The organism is Thalassotalea montiporae, assembly GCF_053485855.1.
This window is the reverse complement of sequence record NZ_JBQRUO010000007.1, coordinates 143275-162069: the sequence shown is the minus strand read 5'-3', so window position 1 is coordinate 162069 and position 18795 is coordinate 143275. Positions and strand designations below refer to the sequence as shown.

Genomic DNA, 18795 nt, shown 5'->3' with positions numbered 1-18795 from the left:
CTATTGGGGCTTATTTAGACTTAGGCGCGACATCAAATGCCGTTGCAAAAAACAAAGTATTCGCCAAAATTTTTGCTGTACCTTGCCAATAGCCTCTAAATGTATAGTTCTCGGTTGTCGCAACCACTCTGCCACGACCGACATTATGGGCAACCAGCGAGGCATTATGTGCTAATCGATTCACCAAATTCTCGTCAGCATAACCACTGAGTAAAGGTGACTGGCCAAATTTAGCCACGGTTGCGAATGGCATTTTCGGCTTATTCATGATCAGGCTACTGTTCTTGAACACAGGTAAGTTATTGCTCTTAAAGCCAAACGCTAACGGGTGGCTGGTATCAATTTCTGCGTTAAAAATTGTACCCGCAATGCGTTTGCGAGCCGTTAAACTTTGCTTGTCTTGATAACTTAAATTATCGGTATCGAATAGTTGATCAAGTTGTTCTTTGGTAGCAAAGCTTGCCTGCAGTAGCTCTTTGTCTGCTAACCACTTGGCAGCACGTTTCTGGGCAAAAACAACGCCCCCTCGATGCAACCAGTTTGACAGTCTCTTAGTAACGCTTTTTGATAAATCACCATAGTGACCATCAACCATAACAACATGGCTGTAATCATCAAAATTAACCTTGCTCAAACGCTGTTTATCAACAATAGAAACTGGAATTTTAAGTTCTTGATCTAAATAGTAGCGAATCTCACCCGCCTCATACTGAGATACGCCGTAACCACCAATCAATAATACTTTGGCAGGCTCAATCAGTTTGAATGATTGGCTACCTAAGTCGATACCATTAATTGTTAATCCTGTATTTAGTGGATATACGGGTAATGCTAGTGCTTCGCTCTCTGCCTTTAAGATATCAAACCAGTCATCTTGCTGTTGAATACCCGCAGCAATTAGCAAAGTACCAGGTGCAAATGTTTGCTCTGTTCCAGCATCAAGGTTACTAAAAGACTTGGTAGCGACTTTTACTTGCAGCCCTTTGGCAAGTAGCTTGTTTAATAGCTTAGGTGCCAGATAGTCTTGCCATTCTATCGCGTAGGCATAGGCAGCACCTTCAAGCTCACTTGGCTGTTGCGCCTTTTGTTGCCATGGCTTGTTCGCCAGCTTTAAGCCCCAAGTGCGCGCTACTTCGCTAACATCAATATTCATGGCTAACGGTAACGTCCAACCAGATACATCATAGAAAGTGTTATCAGTAAATTCCGTTTGCTTAGTGAATAAGGCTTGAATTAATCGATATTGGCGCTGAGCCAAAGGGACAAAATAACTATGTTCGGCACTAAATACGCGATTATTCAAGCGAAAATCTTCGCTTAGTGGGAACACTTCAATTTGATGCTGTGCTAGCTTTGATAAGAACAAATTTAAACGCGTGTTATCGTCACTTTCGGTAAACAAATAGCCCGCATATTTCTCTTTTTTCGCCGCTTTAAGGCCTGATTCGTAGAAAGTTTCTCGATACTCAGCCAATGCACCTCGTTGCTGCCAAGCACCGCGCAACGTAGAAAACGAAGTTAACAATTGGTTTTTAATACCATACTCGAAGGTCAACAAGCCGTTTACCGTATCTTGCTGCATACCGCGACTAGACGCTTGCTCAAACAAAATACCCACCGCACCATTGACATCAGGGTAGGTACTGCCTTTGCCGTAGTAAAAATCATCAAAGCTTTCTTGGGTGTAATACAAACGCTGCTCTTCATCGAGCGCCTTAGCATGAAACTCCGCTAACTTTTGAGTCAATTCGACATTCTTAGCAGGCGTTAATGGGTTTGTTCGCGTAGGAATACCTGGCTGGAAGAAATAGCTGCTATTCGCGCCCATTTCATGAAAGTCACCTAAGACATTAGGCTGATATTGGTGATACATCTTCAGGCGATTAACACTTTCCACTTGGCTAAGTAGCAACCAGTCACGGTTTAAGTCAAACCAATAATGATTGGTGCGCCCCGTCGGCCAACTTTGATTGTGTTCAATATGGTTAGGATCACTATTTGCCGCGTGACCACGGAATGTTGCAACCCAGTTAGCGAATCTGTCCATACCGTCGGGGTTCACACTCGGCTCAATAACAATCACCATATCATCAAGCCATTGCTTTACTTCGTCGCTTTGTGATGCAGCCAAGTGGTAAGCAACCAACATCGAAGCATGGGCACCACTGATTTCGTCGCCATGAACACTGTAACCTAACCAAACCACAAGCGGGTCGTCATCACCGACTTTATTGTTTTGGCGATTAGTTAGAATACTATCTAACTTCGCCAAATTTTCTGGCGATGATATTGTCAGCAACACCTGTTTACGTTGCTGATAGGTACGGCCAAATTCGGTGAACTTGATACGTTCAGATTGCCCAGCAAGCTGTGACATATAATCTAGCAATTGATCATGCCTTAAATGGCGCTCGCCAACACCAAATCCCAATATTTGCGATGGTTTACTGATTTGTGCTGCGTAATTATTCTTGTTTGGCAAGTAATAACTTAGCTCAGCAGCATTCGCTGTCAGCGTAAAAAGGCTAAGTAAAAAGCCCGTACTAACAGTTAAACACCTGTTTAAAATTTGTTGAAAAAACATTTATCTATCCCCACATTTATGTGCCTAACGCTATCAAAATCTGGCAAAGGGCACTAGTCGATTTGTCGCATTGTGATGATTAATTTTGTCGACCCCTAGCCTATTGGTAGCTTGCAGAGTAAAATACCCATACCTGACTAATTTACTCAGGTATGACATTTTTAGATTTTAAGTGAGTAACTCATGATCAGCATTTCAGAATCAGCCCAAGCACACTTCGCTAAACTATTATCGCAACAAGCGGAAGGTACCAACATTCGTGTTTTCGTGGTTAACCCAGGCACAGCAAAAGCTGAATGTGGTGTTTCTTACTGCCCAACCGATGCTGTTGAAACAGACGATTTAGAGCTCAAGTTCAATGGTTTCTCAGCTTATGTTGACGCCGAGAGTCAACCGTTTTTAGAAGAAGCTGAAATTGATTTTGTGACGGATCAAATGGGCTCACAACTAACATTAAAAGCACCAAATGCTAAATTGCGAAAAGTTGCTGACGACGCACCACTATTTGACCGTGTTGACTACTTTATTAAAGCAGAAGTCAATCCGCAGTTAGCAGGCCACGGTGGTGAATGTAACCTGATGGAGATCACTGAAGATGGCTATGCTGTACTTCAATTTGGTGGTGGTTGTAATGGTTGTAGTCAAATTGACGTCACCGTAAAAGACGGTATCGAAAGTCAGTTGCTTGAAATTATGGGTGGTGAAATTAAAGGTGTTCGTGACGCCACTGAGCACCAACGCGGTGAGCATTCTTACTACTAAAACAACTCACTCGCGCATAGGTTTAGCGGCCTAACATAACTATGTTTCCAGAAAGTCGGCTTCACGCCGACTTTTTTGTTTTGGCTTTCTTCTGTTTTGGCTTGCTATAGGGACGTTGCAATCGATTGCGGTAATAACCGTCGATAAAGATGCCAACCCAATGTTGCACCCCGCGCTAACATAAAGCCAGAAAATGCCAACCAAAGCGCATGGTTTAATGATATTTGTATGAATGAAGGTTGAGAAAATAGACCTTGGAACAACCACCACAAAGGAAAAAATACCGCAAAGGTCGCTACAATCATGCTGTTACGCATAATATCTGCCCGAGTCATCCCAACATAAACCCCATCGTACAAATAGCACCAACAGCCAATCAGAGGTAATAGCACAATCCAACCCAGATACTTTTCAGCTTCTGTCCTAACATCAGTAATACTGGTTATCTGATTTATGAGCCAATCCCCCGCTAAGGCGAAAGCAGTACTGTATGCAAGCGCAAACACTAAGGTCCACAAGGTACAACGTTTTAAAATCAATGCCAGCTCATTGTTTGCACCCGCCCCTTTAGCCTTACCAATCATAGCTTCGGCGGCATTAGCAATGCCGTCTAAGCCAAATGAAATCAGCAGCAAAAAGTTCATTAAAATCGCATTGGCAGCAACAACATTATCGCCTAATCGGGCGCCTTGGAAGGTCATAAAAACAAAGCATACTTCTAAACACAAAGTACGAATAAGAATATCGCGATTAAGCTTAAAATAAGCAGCTAACTGACTCACGTTCATGACCTCAGTAAGCACTTTCCGGCTAAATAGCTGACTGATGCTCGCTTGATAATAGCGATGAAGTATAAAGCCTAAACCCGCCATTAGCCCTGAATACTCAGCAACTAAAGTGGCCGCAGCAACACCCTGCACTTGCCAGTTAAACGCTAGGACAAACAGTAGGTCTAGCGATAAGTTGATACTATTGATCAGGATCAGCAACCACATCACCGCTTTTGCTTGATGTTGCCCCAACAGCCAACCCAGCATAACAATGTTGGCAAGTGCAGCGGGTAGTCCCCACACCCGAATATCCATATATTGTTTGGCATAAAACTGCACTTGTTCGCTGCCGCCGGCTAGCCACAGGCTTAACTGGAAGTAGGGAGTTTGCAGTACAATACACACTAGACCAATTGCGGCTGCCACCATTAAACCACGTAACAATACTAAGGTTGCATCATCACTATTTTGTCGGCCTAGTGCTTGTGCAGCCAGACCTGTTGTCGACATTCTTAAAAAACCACAAAGCCATGTAATAAAGGTGATGATCATGGCACCAACTGTGCTGCCGCCAAGATAATAGGCATGAGGTAAGTGCCCAATAACTGCGGTATCGACCATTCCCAACAAGGGCACTGTGATATTGGACAAAATCATTGGCACAGCAAGTGCGATTATTTTTCGGTCTAAGCTTTTCAAAATAAAATTTTCAAAAATAGGTATGTCTAAGCGCGCAGTGGCCAAAGTTTACTTGGTGTTTAGCCCAAAAACACGCTACTTTAATAGCTATCTGCCGATACTTGGCGCGTGATCATGATGAACCCAATGAAAAACCTATTCCTCTCGCTTATTTTTCCACTTGCAGCCGCTATTACAGTAGGCTGTGCCGTATCGAGCGCACAAGCTGCGGTGATCTTACAATATCACCACGTCAGTACAGACACGCCACCAAGCACCAGCATTTCACCTCAGCAGTTTGAAAATCATATGCGCTACCTCAAAGACAGAGGCTTCACGGTAGTGCCACTGTCAACGATTGTAAATGGCGTTAAAAATCAAGAGGCAGCGTCAGGCAGCCTTGATAACTCGGAAAAGCTAGTCGCGATTACTTTTGATGACGCCTATCTTGATATTCTTACCAACGGTAAACCGATACTGGACGCTTTTAATTATCCCTACACGATTTTCGTCAACCCGAGCCTAGTTGAAGCAAAGCAACCTGATTATTTAAATTGGCAACAGTTAAAAATGATGGCCGAACAAGGCGCCATTATTGCCAATCACGGCTGGCAACATCAGTCATTAACAAGAGTACCTGATGGCATTGCCCCTGATATGTGGCTTGCGCAATACGAGCAAGACCTGCGTAGAGCCGAGCAATTGATTAACGACAAGGTTGGGCAAAGCTATCGCTATTTTGCTTACCCTTACGGTGAATACACTCCTGAAATTCAATTGTGGTTAAAAGAGAACAAGTTTGTTGGCTTTAGTCAGCAATCTGGTGCTGTTGGCCCAAATACCGACTTAACCGCTATCCCGCGTTTCCCTGCATCTCAGCCCTACGATAAACTCACCGGCCTAAGGGATAAGCTCAATGCATTGCCGTTCTCAATCTCATTAAGTGAACAAGACAATCAAACCATTTATCGTCACCAAACATTAAGCTCTGTGACTTTTCATGTTGACGTGGAAGATTTTAAGCCAAGCCAGCTCAACTGTTATGTGTCTGGCCTTGGTAAACAAAAGGTGAATTGGTTAACAGACAGCAGCTTTCAAATCACATTTAGCGATCACTTACCCGTTGGTCGCGTTCGCTGTAACTGCACAGCCCCTAGCTTGAGCCAGTCAGGTCGCTATTATTGGTATTCTAAGCCGTGGTTTATTCTTAATACCAACGGCTCATGGTACCCATTGTAATCGTTCTGTTCTTTGCCAAGCGGTTTATTTAAGAAGCTGCTAAAGCGACAATGCGTTGAAAATCGGCCACTAAATCATCTTCATTAACGGTCGGTATTTGCCCCAAGGCTTCTTGGGGTTTAAATATCGCCGCTATCTCACCTTGCGGGTTGATCAAGACAATTGACGCACTATGGTCGACTAAATAATTTTTCTGTGAAGTATCATCAGCAATGGCATACATTAGCCCTAAATTGCGGGCAAATGGGAATAACGCGCCATGATCGCCGCGCAGCGCACGAAACTCGTTATTGAAATAGCCAATATATTGAGAAAGCTTATCAACTGTATCGCGGTTAGGGTCTACCGAGACAAGCAATACTTGGGTATTGGGCGTTACGGCTTTTAGCTCATCATAAACAAAATTCAGCTTTTGCAGTGTCGTTGGGCAAACATCAGGGCAAGATGTGTAGCCAAAAAACACCCAAGACCACTGACCTGATAACTCCTGTTTGGTAAACGCATCACCAGTGTGGCTAGTTAGCGAAAAGGGTTCTACCGTTCTTGGCTGCTGATAATACAGCGCAGTTTTAGGTAGCTCTGGTTGATTTATCGCTTGGTAGATAAATACACCACATACCAGAGAAACAAGGGCAACAATAATATAAAGCAGCTTATTCATAATAATATTTTCAACCAGTAACTAGCTAAACGAAACTGGCAACAAGTAGTGATCTAGTAGCAATATGATAAACAATAACATCAGGTGAATGATAGAAAACTTGAATGTTGCCATCGCGGTATTTTCTTTGGGGTTAAATTTTAATTGCCAAGCGTAAGCAAAGAAGATCAAATTAAGTACCACACTGCCGCCTAAATACAGCCAATTACTCATACCCACTAAATAGGGTAATAAGCCCACAACAAACAGTAAGACGGTATAAAGTAAGATCTGCGTTTTGGTAAATTCTATGCCATGGGTAACGGGCAACATTGGAATGTTGACCTTGGCATAGTCATCGCGACGATGAATAGCGAGTGCCCAAAAATGGGGTGGCGTCCATGTAAAAATAATCAACACAAGCAGCAACGCATGACCGTGAATTTCATTGGTCATTGCTGTCCAACCCAATAATGGTGGTATTGCGCCGGCTAAGCCTCCTATGGTGATGTTTTGAGGCGTTGCACGTTTCAAATACAAGGTATAAATAAAGCCATAACCGACTAACCCAGATAGGGTTAACCAAGCGGTTAGTGGGTTAACCAAGCCATAAAGCATAACAAAACCCGCAAGTGCCAGCATGGCAGCAAAGCCAATGGCATTGCGTTGGTTCAACCGGCCATTGACCAGCGGGCGGTTATGCGTTCTCGCCATTTCTTTATCAATGCGTTGGTCGACAATATGATTAATCGCAGCTGCCGCTGACGATAAAAAGCCAATCCCTAACATTGCGGGGATCAACAATTGCCAAGGCACAACACCCGGTACCGACAAGCACATACCAACCAACGCAGTTAGCACCAATAACGCAACCACTCTGGGCTTTGTTATTTCGTAATAGTCACGCCAAGAGGTGCGCTGTGTTACATCAACAACACTGGCTGGAGAATTGATTAAAGCAGCTTTTGCCATGTTCGCCTCCTAGGTTTTTCGTTGTAAGCTGTAAGTTAAAGTGATCAGTGCCATCATCAAACATGCAGCGACAACATTGTGGCTCACTGCGATGCCAAGCGGCAGTGACATCACCACATTACTTACCCCTAATGCCACTTGAATAAACAAGATAAACAAGAGCACAAGTGGCACGGTTTGAAAGAAAGAACTTTGTGCTTTGTGCCTAACCACTAACGCTAACCAACCAAGATATAAAAAGGTCACAATCGCGCCAATGCGATGCATGACATGAATCGTAATGCGCTCATCATGGTCTAAATGACCAAATTCATAGGTGTCTTTTGCAGGGGGGACAAGGTCAAACGAATTTTCAAAAGTAAGTTGCTCAAGCCAGCCTGTTTGGCAAATCGGTAACTCAGTACAGTGAAGTGCGGCATAGTTTGATGACGTCCAGCCGCCAAGCGCTATTTGCGCAGTCAGCAGTACTACGCCCAAGAGCCCAAATCGAGCATATTTTTTTATCGACCAATCCCCCCCTGGAATTCGATAATTACTGAGCCGCAAATACAGTAAGAACAGCAAGCATAGTGTTGTAAAACCACCCAATAGATGCGCCATCACCACGACAGGCATCAATTTCATGGTAACTGTCCACATCCCGAGCAAAGCCTGAAAAGTCACTATGGCTAATATCAATAACGGCAGAAATACGGGGGTTCCCTGCTTGCGTTTTTTAACTGAGACAATGGCGATCCACAGGATTAAAAGCCCCAACGCGCCCGCGAAGTAACGGTGAATCATTTCATTCCATGCTTTTTGTATTTCAACCGGTCGTTCTGGGAACGCCGCTTCTGCTTTTGCTATTTGTTCCTGAGTTTGTGGCACGTCAATTAGCCCATAGCAGCCGGGCCAATCAGGACAGCCCAACCCAGCATGAGTTAAGCGGGTATAAGCACCTAAGCTAACAACCACAAGTGCCAAAAGAATACTGACAAAAACTAAACGCCTTATTTCGAACATAGTTAACCTATCCTTGAATACTTCAATAGTTTTTTCATATCCGCCACAATCGCTTTACCAAACGCTGGCAAGGCATCTGCGGTTTGCGGCGGTTGATGTGTCATCACGACATTTCCCAAAGGGTCAACAATAAACACTTTGCCGCGTTGTAATTCTGGATGAGAAAGCTCTGGCACGTTGAATTTTTGCCAGCGTGATACATCAATATCAGATTGAGCTTTGCCGACACTTTCCGTGTCAGCAGTCGTCGTGATATCGAGCGTGGTATTAGTCTCGGTCTGGTTGGCACTCTTGGTATAGTTAAGCAACACTGGCTGCACGCGCGGCATTTCTTTACCCAGTGCTAAATACGTATTCGATAAGGCATTCACTGATTGCTGGCAGGCCTTTTCACATGGCGCTGGTGAGTTAAAAACAAGTAGCCAATGCTTATCCGTTTGAATGTCTGTTAGGGAAAGTTGCGAAAGTGAAACCGGCTCAGCTAGCAGTTGTCCTTGATTTGTCACCCCATAATTAAACCACTGTTGTTCCAGTGCCATCTTCGCCAAAATGACGGGCAATAGAAATGCAACACATACCATCACAAAGTGCTTACGCCCATTACCCTTTTTACCCGTTTGAGTCACTTCGCTGACACCCACTTTAGCGTTTGTATTGGCTTGGGAATTTGTTTCGGGTCTATGCTGTACATCAGTCTGCATCTGATACCACCTTCTTATTATTTTTAATCGCAGCCCAAATCATCAAAATCAACCAAGCTGCGGCTAGGCTAAACCACTGAAATGCGTACCCGCGATGTTTCGACGGCGGCATAACAATCGGCTGCCAAGTTTTTTGATAACCAATGACTTCATTGCTATCCAAATAAATGGCAAATGGTTGCAATTGCACACCTAACACGTCTGACAGTTTATCTACTTCTATTTGTTGTACTCGCATCGGCATGGCTAACTGATCATATTCTTGTTCAGCCAGTACAATGTTGGGCTCGATAACGCGAATATTGCCCGTTATTTGATGGTGGCCTGTTATCGGCTCAACCATAGGTAATTCATTGCGATTACGACTACCGCTAATCCAACCCAAATTAACTAACACTGGTAACTGCTGCTGATGATAAAAAACCTGATAAACGCGATAGCCCAATTGACCATTTAGCGTTTGGTTATCCAAGAGCAATAAAACTTCGTCATTAAACACGCCATTTAACACTACTGGCTGATCGTTAAGCATTTCATTGCGAGTTTCTTCTAACGCTGGATCAATCAAGCTCTCATCATTTAGTGTGTTAATACTGTTGAGTACCTGATGCAGTGGCTTAGGCTCTGCCCCCATCAATTGCTCCATACGCAGTATTCGCTGCTCTTTTTGCTGTGCTCGTTCGCTTTGCCACAGACCCAACTTGATTAATGCCGAAAAAACCAGCAAGGTAACCAGTACCCAAAGTGGTGAAATTTTGGCGCTAACTGTGTTGTTAATGCTCAATGAACCTCACCCTCTTTGACCGTGTTTTTCGAAGCCATTTTTTCGGAGCTACTCTCATTCGGAGCTACTATATTTGGAGCCATGATGCTGTTCAAAATACTCATTATTAGTTTACTCGCTTGGATGGTTTACAACTTATTCCGAGCGCTAATGATCATGAACAAACAAGATCCCAATGGCCCACCAATGTCTAAATTTATTGGTCGGCGCGTACTAACATCTGTTGTCATCGTACTGCTGTTATTACTAGGTATTTTAACTGGGGTAATCACGCCCAACCCCCGCCCGATGTGAACCAAGGCAAAGCAAGGGTGAGACAAGCCTCACCGCTCGACCTATGCTTACAAAATATAAACAAAGAAAAACAGCAATACCCACACCACATCAACAAAGTGCCAATACCAACTCGCAGCTTGGAAAGCAAAGTGATTTTTCGGGCTAAAGTGACCTTTCAATACACGCAAGAACACGACAATTAACATGATAGTGCCAAGCGTTACGTGTAGGCCGTGAAAGCCAGTTAACATAAAGAAAGTGTTGCCATAAATACCGCTGTCTAAGTACAGCTTCATTTCATCTGAATAGGCGTGCGCATACTCCTCTACTTGCAGGAATAAGAAAATTAGACCTAATAGAATTGTCAGACCCAGCCACACTTTCAGTTGTTTGCGTTTGTCTTGTTCTAACGCGACATGGGCAAAGTGTGCAGTGACCGATGACGTTAGCAGGATCATGGTGTTAATCAGTGGCAAGCCATACCACCCCATGGCCGTTGTTTCTGTGCCATCTGGCGTTTTAAGTAATGGCCAAGAAGCGGTAAACTCAGGCCATAGCACTTCCCCTGTCATGGCATTATTGCCTGCTCCGTCTAACCAAGGCACAGCAAACATGCGCGCATAAAACAATGCACCGAAAAATGCCGCAAAGAACATCACTTCGGAAAAAATAAACCAGCTCATACCTTGTTTAAACGAGTTGTCGAGTTGGTTGCTGTATAAACCCGACATCGACTCGTCAATCACATTACTAAACCAGCCATAGACCATGTAAATACAGGTAGCCATACCTGCAAGCAAGACCCAGCCGCCCCAACTAGACTCACCACTAGCCAATGTTGATACATATTGCCCAGCACCTATGGCAATCAAAAATAAGGCAATTGCACCAACGATTGGCCAATGGCTTTGCGCGGGTACGTAATAAGTTTGATATTCTTTTGTTGTCATCGCTATTCCCCGTAATCTTTCCTGTCGTACTCGCCTGCACCTCGCAATTAAGCGGGTGCAGGTACGGCTAACGCTTATGAATCAGCATTTGCTGTCACATCATATAAAGTGTAAGACAAGGTCAATGTTGAAATATCGTCTGGTAGTTCGGGATCAACATAAAACTGCAACGCCATTTCGACATCTTCACTTGCTTGTAACGGTTGATGATTGAAGCAAAAGCACTCTATTTTCTGAAAATAAAGCGCCGCTTGACCGGGCGATACCGAAGGTACTGCCTGACCAATAATAGGACTTTGTGATTCGTTTTTAGCGTAGAATTTCACTAATTTCATCTCACCGGGATGCACTTGAATCTCGCGCACCATAGGCTCAAATTGCCAAGGTATTCCTTTGGCAAGATGGCTAATAAACTGCACAGTTACCAGTCGGCTCTCGTCAACACCTTTGTCGTTGACTTGTGCCGCAGTATCAGCGGTTTTGCCGTTCAGTCCGGTGATTTCACAAAACACGTCATACAAAGGCACCATGGCAAATCCAAAACCAAACATAGCGAATACGACTAAAACGAGCTTTTTCGCAGTTTTTTGAATATTTTGCTGTGATGCGTTTGTCATGACCGACTCCTGCTAATCTATTTTCGGCGGCTTTTCAAAGGTGTGGTATGGCGCAGGTGAAGGCACTGTCCACTCGAGCCCTTCAGCACCGTCCCAAGGTTTCGCTTCGGCTTTTTCACCACCGCGAATACACTTGATAACCACAGCCAAGAAAATTAACTGCGACAAACCAAACGCAAAGCCGCCAATACTGACCCATTTATTAAAGTCAGCAAATTGCAGTGCATAATCTGGAATGCGGCGCGGCATACCGGCTAATCCCAAGAAGTGCATAGGGAAAAACAGTAGGTTTACGGAAATCAGTGAACACCAGAAATGCCATTTACTCAGTGCGTCGTTGTACATATTCCCCGTCCATTTCGGCAACCAATAGTAAGCGGCAGCAAAAATTGAGAATAACGAGCCAGTCACTAGCACGTAATGGAAGTGAGCAACCACGAAATAGGTGTCGTGATATTGGAAATCAACTGGAGTCATCGCCAGCATCAGCCCAGAGAATCCGCCAATAGTAAATAAAATGACAAACGCGATAGAGAACAACATGGGGGTTTCGAAAGTCATTGCGCCGCGCCACATGGTCGCTACCCAGTTAAAGACTTTAACCCCAGTTGGCACCGCAATTAGCATCGTACAGTACATAAAGAAAAGCTCACCAAAGAGTGGCATGCCCGTTGTGAACATGTGGTGCGCCCAAACAATAAACGATAAGAACGCGATAGAAGCCGTAGCGTATACCATGGAGCTATAGCCAAAGAGCGGCTTGCGAGAAAACGCTGGAATGGTGGTTGAGACAATACCAAAAGCCGGCAAGATCATAATGTAAACTTCGGGGTGACCAAAGAACCAGAAAATATGCTGGAACATGACCGGATCACCGCCACCGGCAGCATCAAAAAAGCTTGTGCCGAAATAGGTGTCAGTTAACACCATAGTGACAACACCCGCGAGCACCGGCATTACCGCAACAAGTAAGTAAGCAGTAATAAAAAAGGTCCAAACAAACAGCGGCATCTTCATGTAAGTCATGCCTGGCGCGCGCATATTCATGATTGTAACAACAATATTAATCGCCCCCATAATGGAGGATATCCCCATAATGTGGACAGCAAACACGAAGAATGCCGTGCTGCCATTGCTGTAAGTGGTGGATAGCGGTGCGTAGAAGGTCCAACCGAAGTTAGGTGCTCCGCCGCCAATAAAGAAGGATGCCAGTAAAATACTGAATGCAAATGGCAATATCCAAAAGCTCCAGTTGTTCAAACGTGGAAGTGCCATATCAGGGGCACCTATCATCATCGGAATCATCCAGTTTGCCAAGCCCGTAAAGGCCGGCATGATGGCACCAAACACCATGATCAAACCATGCACAGTGGTCATTTGGTTAAAAAAGTCTGGCTCTACAATTTGTAAGCCTGGCTGGAATAACTCGGCGCGAATCACCATAGCCATAGCGCCGCCAGTTAAAAACATAATAAATGAGAACCACAAATAGAGCGTGCCTATGTCTTTGTGGTTAGTGGTATATAGCCAGCGCTTAATACCTGTTATCTTGTGATCGTGATGGTCGCCGTGGTGGTGATCATCATGAATTACATCAGTTGTCATAATCTTTCCTCCCTAGCTATACGACTACTTAGCACTTACAGCATCAACGTCTGCAGGTTGCACGACATCGCCCGTGTTGTTGCCCCAAGCATTGCGCTCGTAGGTCACCACAGCGGCGATTTCTGTTTTCGTGAGCTGACCGCTAAATGCCTGCATAGCGGGATTTTTCTTACTACCGTTGTACACAATATCGATATGCGCAGTAACATCTCCCAGGATCATTGGGCTGCCAATCAATGAAGGGAAAGCTGGTGGTAAGCCAGCACCTGTTGGCTGATGACAAGCAACACAGGCTTTCATGTAAACCGCCTCACCCTGCACCATTAATTCATCACGTGTGTAGGTTTTGCTTAAATCTTCAGTTGCCGGTTGTGAGGTTTCTAATTCGCTGGTAGCAGCATTTACTACTTGCGACATAGTTTCTAATTCTTGCTCGACAGTTGCCGCAGCGCTTTCGCCGCCAGCTAATGCATTGACGTCGCTCGCTTGAACACTCTCTCCTGTATTGTTACCCCAAGCATTACGCTCGTAGGTCACGACCGCCGCAACTTCTTTTAACGACAGTTGTTTACCAAAGGCTGGCATAGCGTTTTTACCGTTGAGGATAATCGCAATATGCTGGTCGATTTGATTTGGGTCAGTTGCAACAACACTGCCTTTAAGTGCGGGGAATGCTGGCGGTAAACCCAAGCCTGTTGGCTGATGACAAGCGGCGCAGTAGGCGGTATATGTGGTTTCACCGAGCTGCATTAGCTCATCCATCGAAACATTGGCGTTAAGCGAGGCAGCCTCCGCGGCTTTGGCATCAGCAATCAATTGCTTTTGCTCACTCACCCAAGTGGCATAGTCTGCCTCAGATTTAACCTCGACAACAATTGGCATGTAGCCATGATCTTTGCCGCAAAGCTCGGCACATTGGCCTCGATAGACACCAGGCTCGTCTACTCTAGTCCACGCTTCATTGATAAAACCAGGGTTGGCATCTTGCTTAACTGCGAAAGCAGGTACCCACCAAGAATGGATAACATCGTCAGAAGTAATTAAGAAGCGGACTTTTTTATTAGTGGGAATAACTAATGGTTTGTCTACTTCCAATAGGTAGTTTTCACCTTTTGTTTGACCACTGCCATCGCGATTGTCAAATTGTTCTCTTGGTGTCGAAAGCACCGAATAGAACTCAATACCTTGGTCAAAATATTTGTAATGCCACTTCCACTGAGAACCTGTAACTAAGATGGTAATGTCTGAGTTATCATTATCTTCCATCTCAATCAATGTGCTAGTGGCAGGCACTGCCATCGCGATGAGAATAACAATGGGAATGGCAGTCCAAAGTATTTCTACCTTGGTACTTTCATGGAAAGTTGCAGGCTTAACGCCTTTTGATTTGCGATGGAATACCATCGACCAAAACATTGCGCCGAACACTAAAATACCAATTACGGTGCATATCCACAGTACCAGCATATGAAGGTCATAAACCTCATTGCTGATTGCGGTAACCCCTTTGGTTAAGTTCAGCTCCATCTCCGCCCAAGCTGTGCTGGAAAACAACGTACTACTAAAAATGCTCCCCAAAAACAGCCAACCTAGGTTACGTCTTTTCACTCGACATCTCCTCTACCCTGTTGAATAACAAAGACATCAAAGCCGTCGATAGTAAAACTTTCGACGTGGGCTTACTTTGCAGATCGTGTTGTGATGTATGTTGTAATGTAGTTGTTGTGCGCACATCACTTATTCTTATGTTTTATTCGTTATTATTGTTTGCGCACTTTACAACCTAGAATTACTCAATTTTTAATCAAGATCTAGTGATTTATGATCAATTCTTATTATTTTTTCCTTATTTATCAGTAGAGTATGAGCTCTAATAAAAGAGCCCCGCGTCGATTAAATTATGTGCTATCAAGCGCTTGAGAGGGGATGCAGTCAACTAGAAAGTTTAGTAGTGATAGGTTTTTTGGACATAAAAAAGCCAACGAAATTCGCTGGCTTAATTAGAAAAATATAGGTCAGGTAACTAAACAAAAGACTATCAATCTATTCGTCTAGCTAATGATAAAAAAATAAACCTTGAAAAGAGATGCTTTATCTTACATCCAATCTGCATTTCGAATAACGCCAACAGCAATACCTTCAACGTTAAAGTGCTGACTGGTTAGATCAACTTCTATTGGTGCGAATTCTTCGTTCTCTGCATGCAGATAAACCACATTACCCTCGCGTTTAAAGCGCTTCACAGTAACATCATCTTCTACCCGCGCGACAATGACTTGGCCATTGTGAACATCAGTTGTTTGATGCACTGCCAATAAATCACCGTCCATAATACCGATGTCTTTCATACTCTCGCCGTTAACACGCAGCAAGTAATCTGCAGCCGGTTGGAATAAATTGCCATCAATTTGATAACGATCTTCTACGTGCTCTTGCGCCAATATTGGCTCACCAGCTGCAACTTGACCAATTAACGGTAAACCAGATTCTTCAACAAATGCATCGGCTAACCGGATACCACGTGAAGTACCTGGCAGCATTTCAATGTAGCCTTTCTTTGCTAGTGCTTTTAAGTGCTCTTCAGCAGCATTAGCTGATTTAAAACCGAAGAAGTCGGCAATTTCAGCTCGTGTTGGTGGCATGCCAGTATCAGCAATTTTATCTTTGATAAGCTCAAATATTTGAGATTGTCGTGCGGTTAATGGCTTCATAGCGATACAGGTCCTCTCCTGATATCCATACAGCATTACTGTAAGTATATACACACTGTATGGATATGCAAGACCAATTTAAAACGCACGATCTAGGCGAGAGAATATGCTGGCTTGCAATATTCCCAAAAGGCTAGGTTACATTCGCCAAATACCAAGGCATAGCTTCAAGAATACCTTGTTGAATACGATGGCTTGGATCGTATCCTAGTGCTGACTTTGCTTTAGAAACATCAGCTTGCGAGTGTCTAACATCACCCGCTCTAAAATCTCGATATTCAGGCTCTGTTGCAATCTGAACACTATTATCTGATAAGGCATGCTTGATAGATGCATAAAGCTCGTTGAGCGTCGTTCTATCGCCAAGTGCAACATTGTATACCGCGTTTTTCGCTTCAGCGGGCGCGGTGGCCGCTAGAATATTCATTTGTACGGTATTGTCGATATAGCAAAAGTCACGGCTGGTTTCGCCATCACCATTGATAAACACAGTGTCGCCTTTAATCATGGCAGCAGTCCATTTTGGAATTACCGCCGCATATGCGCCATCAGGATCTTGCCGGCAACCAAACACATTGAAGTAGCGTAAACCAATACAATTAAATTCATAAGCTCTAGCGTAGACATTCGCGTAAAGCTCATTAACGTATTTTGTTACCGCATAAGGGGAAAGTGGGCTGCCAATATTCTCTTCAACTTTAGGCAATGCCGGATGATCACCATAAGTAGAACTGCTGGCGGCATAAGTAAAGCTCGTAACATTTGCTTGTTTTGCTGCCTCAAGCATATTCAAGAAGCCTGTAACATTGGCTGCATTAGAGGTAATTGGATCTGCCAGTGAGCGCGGCACAGAGCCTAAAGCTGCTTGGTGTAAAACATAATCAACACCATCGCATACTTGTAAACAGGTGCTAACATCGCGAATATCGCCCTCTACAAACGTAAACGCCTGCCATTGCTCTGATGAAACGAGTTGTTTCACTTCTTCCAGGTTTTTTTGATAGCCTGTGGCGAAGTTATCAAGACCAACAACTCGTTGATCTAGTTTTAGTAAGGCTTCTAAAAGGTTAGAACCGATAAAGCCAGCAACACCTGTAATTAACCAAGTTTTAGGCTGCGCTTTCAATTCTTGGCATATTTGTTCGTACTTATTCATACACTCTGCTCTATAGACGCATATCAACTTGGTCTTTGGGAAGCACACACTTTAAGTCATACAAGACATGTGTCGCTTTACCTAACGCATGAATTTGCTCAGCCCCCATCGCTTTAAACTCGTCGTGTGCTACCGCCAAAATCACCGCGTCATAATCACCTTTTTTAGGCTCGGCAGTAAGCTTAATACCGTATTCTTCTTGCGCTTCTTCACAAGCACATAGCGGGTCAACAATATCAACATTTACGTTGTACTCTTTAAGTTCCTCAACAATATCAATCACTTTGGTATTGCGAAGATCAGGACAATTCTCTTTGAAGGTTAAGCCCATCACCAACACATGAGCCTGTTCTACTTGAATACGCTTTTTCAACATACCTTTGATAAGCTGTGAAACCACATAGTGCGCCATACCATCATTTAGGCGGCGCCCTGCAAGAATCATTTCAGGGTGGTAGCCCACTGATTGCGCTTTGTGTGTTAGGTAGTAAGGATCAACCCCAATGCAGTGCCCACCGACTAAGCCTGGGCGAAACGGTAAAAAGTTCCACTTGGTGCCCGCGGCTTCCAACACTTCTAACGTATCAATATCAAGCTTATTGAAAATAACCGATAGCTCGTTAATTAACGCGATGTTAACGTCACGCTGCGTGTTCTCGATGACTTTAGCAGCTTCAGCTACTTTAATAGACGAAGCTTTATAGGTGCCTGCCGTGATAATTGATGCATAGAGGGCATCGACTTTATCAGCGATTTCAGGAGTTGAGCCCGAAGTGACTTTTAAAATTGTCGGTAAGCGGTGAGTTTTGTCGCCAGGGTTAATACGCTCAGGGGAATAACCAGCAAAGAAATCCTGGTTCAGCGTTAAACCAGAGATTTTTTCAATAATCGGAATACAGTCTTCTTCCGTTGCCCCCGGATAAACGGTTGATTCATAAACGACAGTTGCACCTTTACCAATTACACTGCCAAGCATTTCTGATGCTTTGCGCAAGGGAGTTAAGTCCGGTTGGCGATGTTTATCAATAGGGGTTGGTACAGTAACAATATAGAAATCACAACCTTTGAGCAGCGTTTTATCTGTGGTACATACCAGCTTGCTCGCTTGCTTTAATTCTTCGGCGTCAACTTCATTAGTGCGGTCTAAACCATCATTTAGCTCGTCAACCCGCTGTTGATGAATATCAAAGCCAATGGTTTGGTGCTGTTTGCCAAACTCTACTGCCAATGGCAGGCCAACATAACCTAAGCCAATAATTGCAATTTTGCTTTTTGCTAGTGAGCTCATTTATTCCCTTACCTTCACTTTATTATTATGGATTTATTGTGGCACAAGCTTATGACGATA

The 18795-nt window shown here is 44.0% G+C and carries 17 protein-coding genes; 3 read left to right on the top strand and 14 right to left on the bottom strand.

Features of this window, described 5'->3' with window-relative positions; genetic code table 11:
* Nucleotides 1-10: 10 nt before the first annotated feature.
* Complete coding sequence (locus ACSLUR_RS17055; RefSeq protein ID WP_448556530.1) at nucleotides 11-2584, bottom strand: M14 family zinc carboxypeptidase; 2574 nt, start codon at nucleotides 2582-2584, stop codon at nucleotides 11-13.
* 183 nt (nucleotides 2585-2767) lie between these two features.
* Between ACSLUR_RS17055 and nfuA the strand changes: the two genes are divergently transcribed.
* Complete coding sequence (gene nfuA, locus ACSLUR_RS17050) at nucleotides 2768-3346, top strand: Fe-S biogenesis protein NfuA (protein WP_115998691.1); 579 nt, start codon at nucleotides 2768-2770, stop codon at nucleotides 3344-3346.
* A 104-nt stretch (nucleotides 3347-3450) separates the two neighbouring features.
* Here nfuA and ACSLUR_RS17045 read toward each other — a convergent pair whose 3' ends face one another.
* Complete coding sequence (locus ACSLUR_RS17045; protein ID WP_448556529.1) at nucleotides 3451-4815, bottom strand: MATE family efflux transporter; 1365 nt, start codon at nucleotides 4813-4815, stop codon at nucleotides 3451-3453.
* Nucleotides 4816-4929: 114 nt separating this feature from the next.
* On the opposite strand from ACSLUR_RS17045, the gene ACSLUR_RS17040 reads away from it, so the two are divergent.
* Complete coding sequence (locus ACSLUR_RS17040) at nucleotides 4930-6033, top strand: polysaccharide deacetylase family protein (protein WP_448556528.1); 1104 nt, start codon at nucleotides 4930-4932, stop codon at nucleotides 6031-6033.
* A 28-nt stretch (nucleotides 6034-6061) separates the two neighbouring features.
* On the opposite strand, the gene ACSLUR_RS17035 is transcribed toward ACSLUR_RS17040, so the two are convergent.
* The 5 genes from ACSLUR_RS17035 to ACSLUR_RS17015 are packed head-to-tail and all read right to left on the bottom strand — an operon-like array spanning nucleotide 6062 to nucleotide 10132.
* Entirely contained in the window at nucleotides 6062-6694 is a 633-nt protein-coding gene (locus tag ACSLUR_RS17035; protein ID WP_448556527.1) for an SCO family protein, read from the bottom strand.
* A 21-nt stretch (nucleotides 6695-6715) separates the two neighbouring features.
* Nucleotides 6716-7645: a heme o synthase gene (cyoE, locus tag ACSLUR_RS17030; protein ID WP_448556526.1), complete on the bottom strand. Its 930-nt coding sequence runs from the start codon at nucleotides 7643-7645 to the stop codon at nucleotides 6716-6718.
* Nucleotides 7646-7654: 9 nt separating this feature from the next.
* Entirely contained in the window at nucleotides 7655-8638 is a 984-nt protein-coding gene (locus ACSLUR_RS17025; RefSeq protein WP_448556544.1) for a COX15/CtaA family protein, read from the bottom strand.
* A gap of 11 nt (nucleotides 8639-8649) precedes the next feature.
* Nucleotides 8650-9348, bottom strand: a complete 699-nt coding sequence (locus tag ACSLUR_RS17020) for a redox-active disulfide-containing membrane protein (RefSeq protein WP_448556525.1) — start codon at nucleotides 9346-9348, stop codon at nucleotides 8650-8652.
* Nucleotides 9338-10132: an SURF1 family protein gene (locus ACSLUR_RS17015; RefSeq protein WP_448556524.1), complete on the bottom strand. Its 795-nt coding sequence runs from the start codon at nucleotides 10130-10132 to the stop codon at nucleotides 9338-9340. Before ACSLUR_RS17015 ends, ACSLUR_RS17020 begins: the two co-directional genes overlap by 11 nt.
* Before the next feature lie 84 nt (nucleotides 10133-10216).
* Between ACSLUR_RS17015 and ACSLUR_RS17010 the strand changes: the two genes are divergently transcribed.
* Nucleotides 10217-10426, top strand: coding sequence for a DUF2909 domain-containing protein (locus ACSLUR_RS17010; RefSeq protein ID WP_116002244.1), 210 nt, complete (start codon nucleotides 10217-10219; stop codon nucleotides 10424-10426).
* A 47-nt stretch (nucleotides 10427-10473) separates the two neighbouring features.
* Here the strand turns inward: ACSLUR_RS17010 and ACSLUR_RS17005 are convergent, their stop codons facing one another.
* The 7 genes from ACSLUR_RS17005 to tviB form a co-directional block, all read right to left on the bottom strand.
* The gene (locus ACSLUR_RS17005) at nucleotides 10474-11358 is read right to left on the bottom strand and encodes a cytochrome c oxidase subunit 3 (RefSeq protein ID WP_448556523.1); all 885 of its coding nucleotides are present in this window, start codon (nucleotides 11356-11358) and stop codon (nucleotides 10474-10476) included.
* Nucleotides 11359-11432: 74 nt separating this feature from the next.
* Entirely contained in the window at nucleotides 11433-11975 is a 543-nt protein-coding gene (locus ACSLUR_RS17000) for a cytochrome c oxidase assembly protein (RefSeq protein WP_448556522.1), read from the bottom strand.
* 12 nt (nucleotides 11976-11987) lie between these two features.
* The gene (ctaD, locus tag ACSLUR_RS16995; protein ID WP_448556521.1) at nucleotides 11988-13580 is read right to left on the bottom strand and encodes a cytochrome c oxidase subunit I; all 1593 of its coding nucleotides are present in this window, start codon (nucleotides 13578-13580) and stop codon (nucleotides 11988-11990) included.
* 24 nt (nucleotides 13581-13604) lie between these two features.
* A complete protein-coding gene (gene coxB / locus ACSLUR_RS16990; RefSeq protein WP_448556543.1) occupies nucleotides 13605-15107 on the bottom strand; it encodes a cytochrome c oxidase subunit II in 1503 nt (500 codons plus the stop codon).
* 569 nt (nucleotides 15108-15676) lie between these two features.
* Nucleotides 15677-16291 carry a transcriptional repressor LexA gene (gene lexA / locus ACSLUR_RS16985; protein ID WP_115998681.1) on the bottom strand — a complete coding sequence of 205 codons (615 nt, stop codon included), beginning with the start codon at nucleotides 16289-16291 and terminating at the stop codon, nucleotides 15677-15679.
* Between the two features lie 133 nt (nucleotides 16292-16424).
* A complete protein-coding gene (locus ACSLUR_RS16980; RefSeq protein ID WP_448556520.1) occupies nucleotides 16425-17447 on the bottom strand; it encodes an NAD-dependent epimerase/dehydratase family protein in 1023 nt (340 codons plus the stop codon).
* 10 nt (nucleotides 17448-17457) lie between these two features.
* Nucleotides 17458-18735, bottom strand: coding sequence for a Vi polysaccharide biosynthesis UDP-N-acetylglucosamine C-6 dehydrogenase TviB (gene tviB, locus ACSLUR_RS16975; RefSeq protein WP_448556519.1), 1278 nt, complete (start codon nucleotides 18733-18735; stop codon nucleotides 17458-17460).
* Nucleotides 18736-18795: the final 60 nt, after the last annotated feature.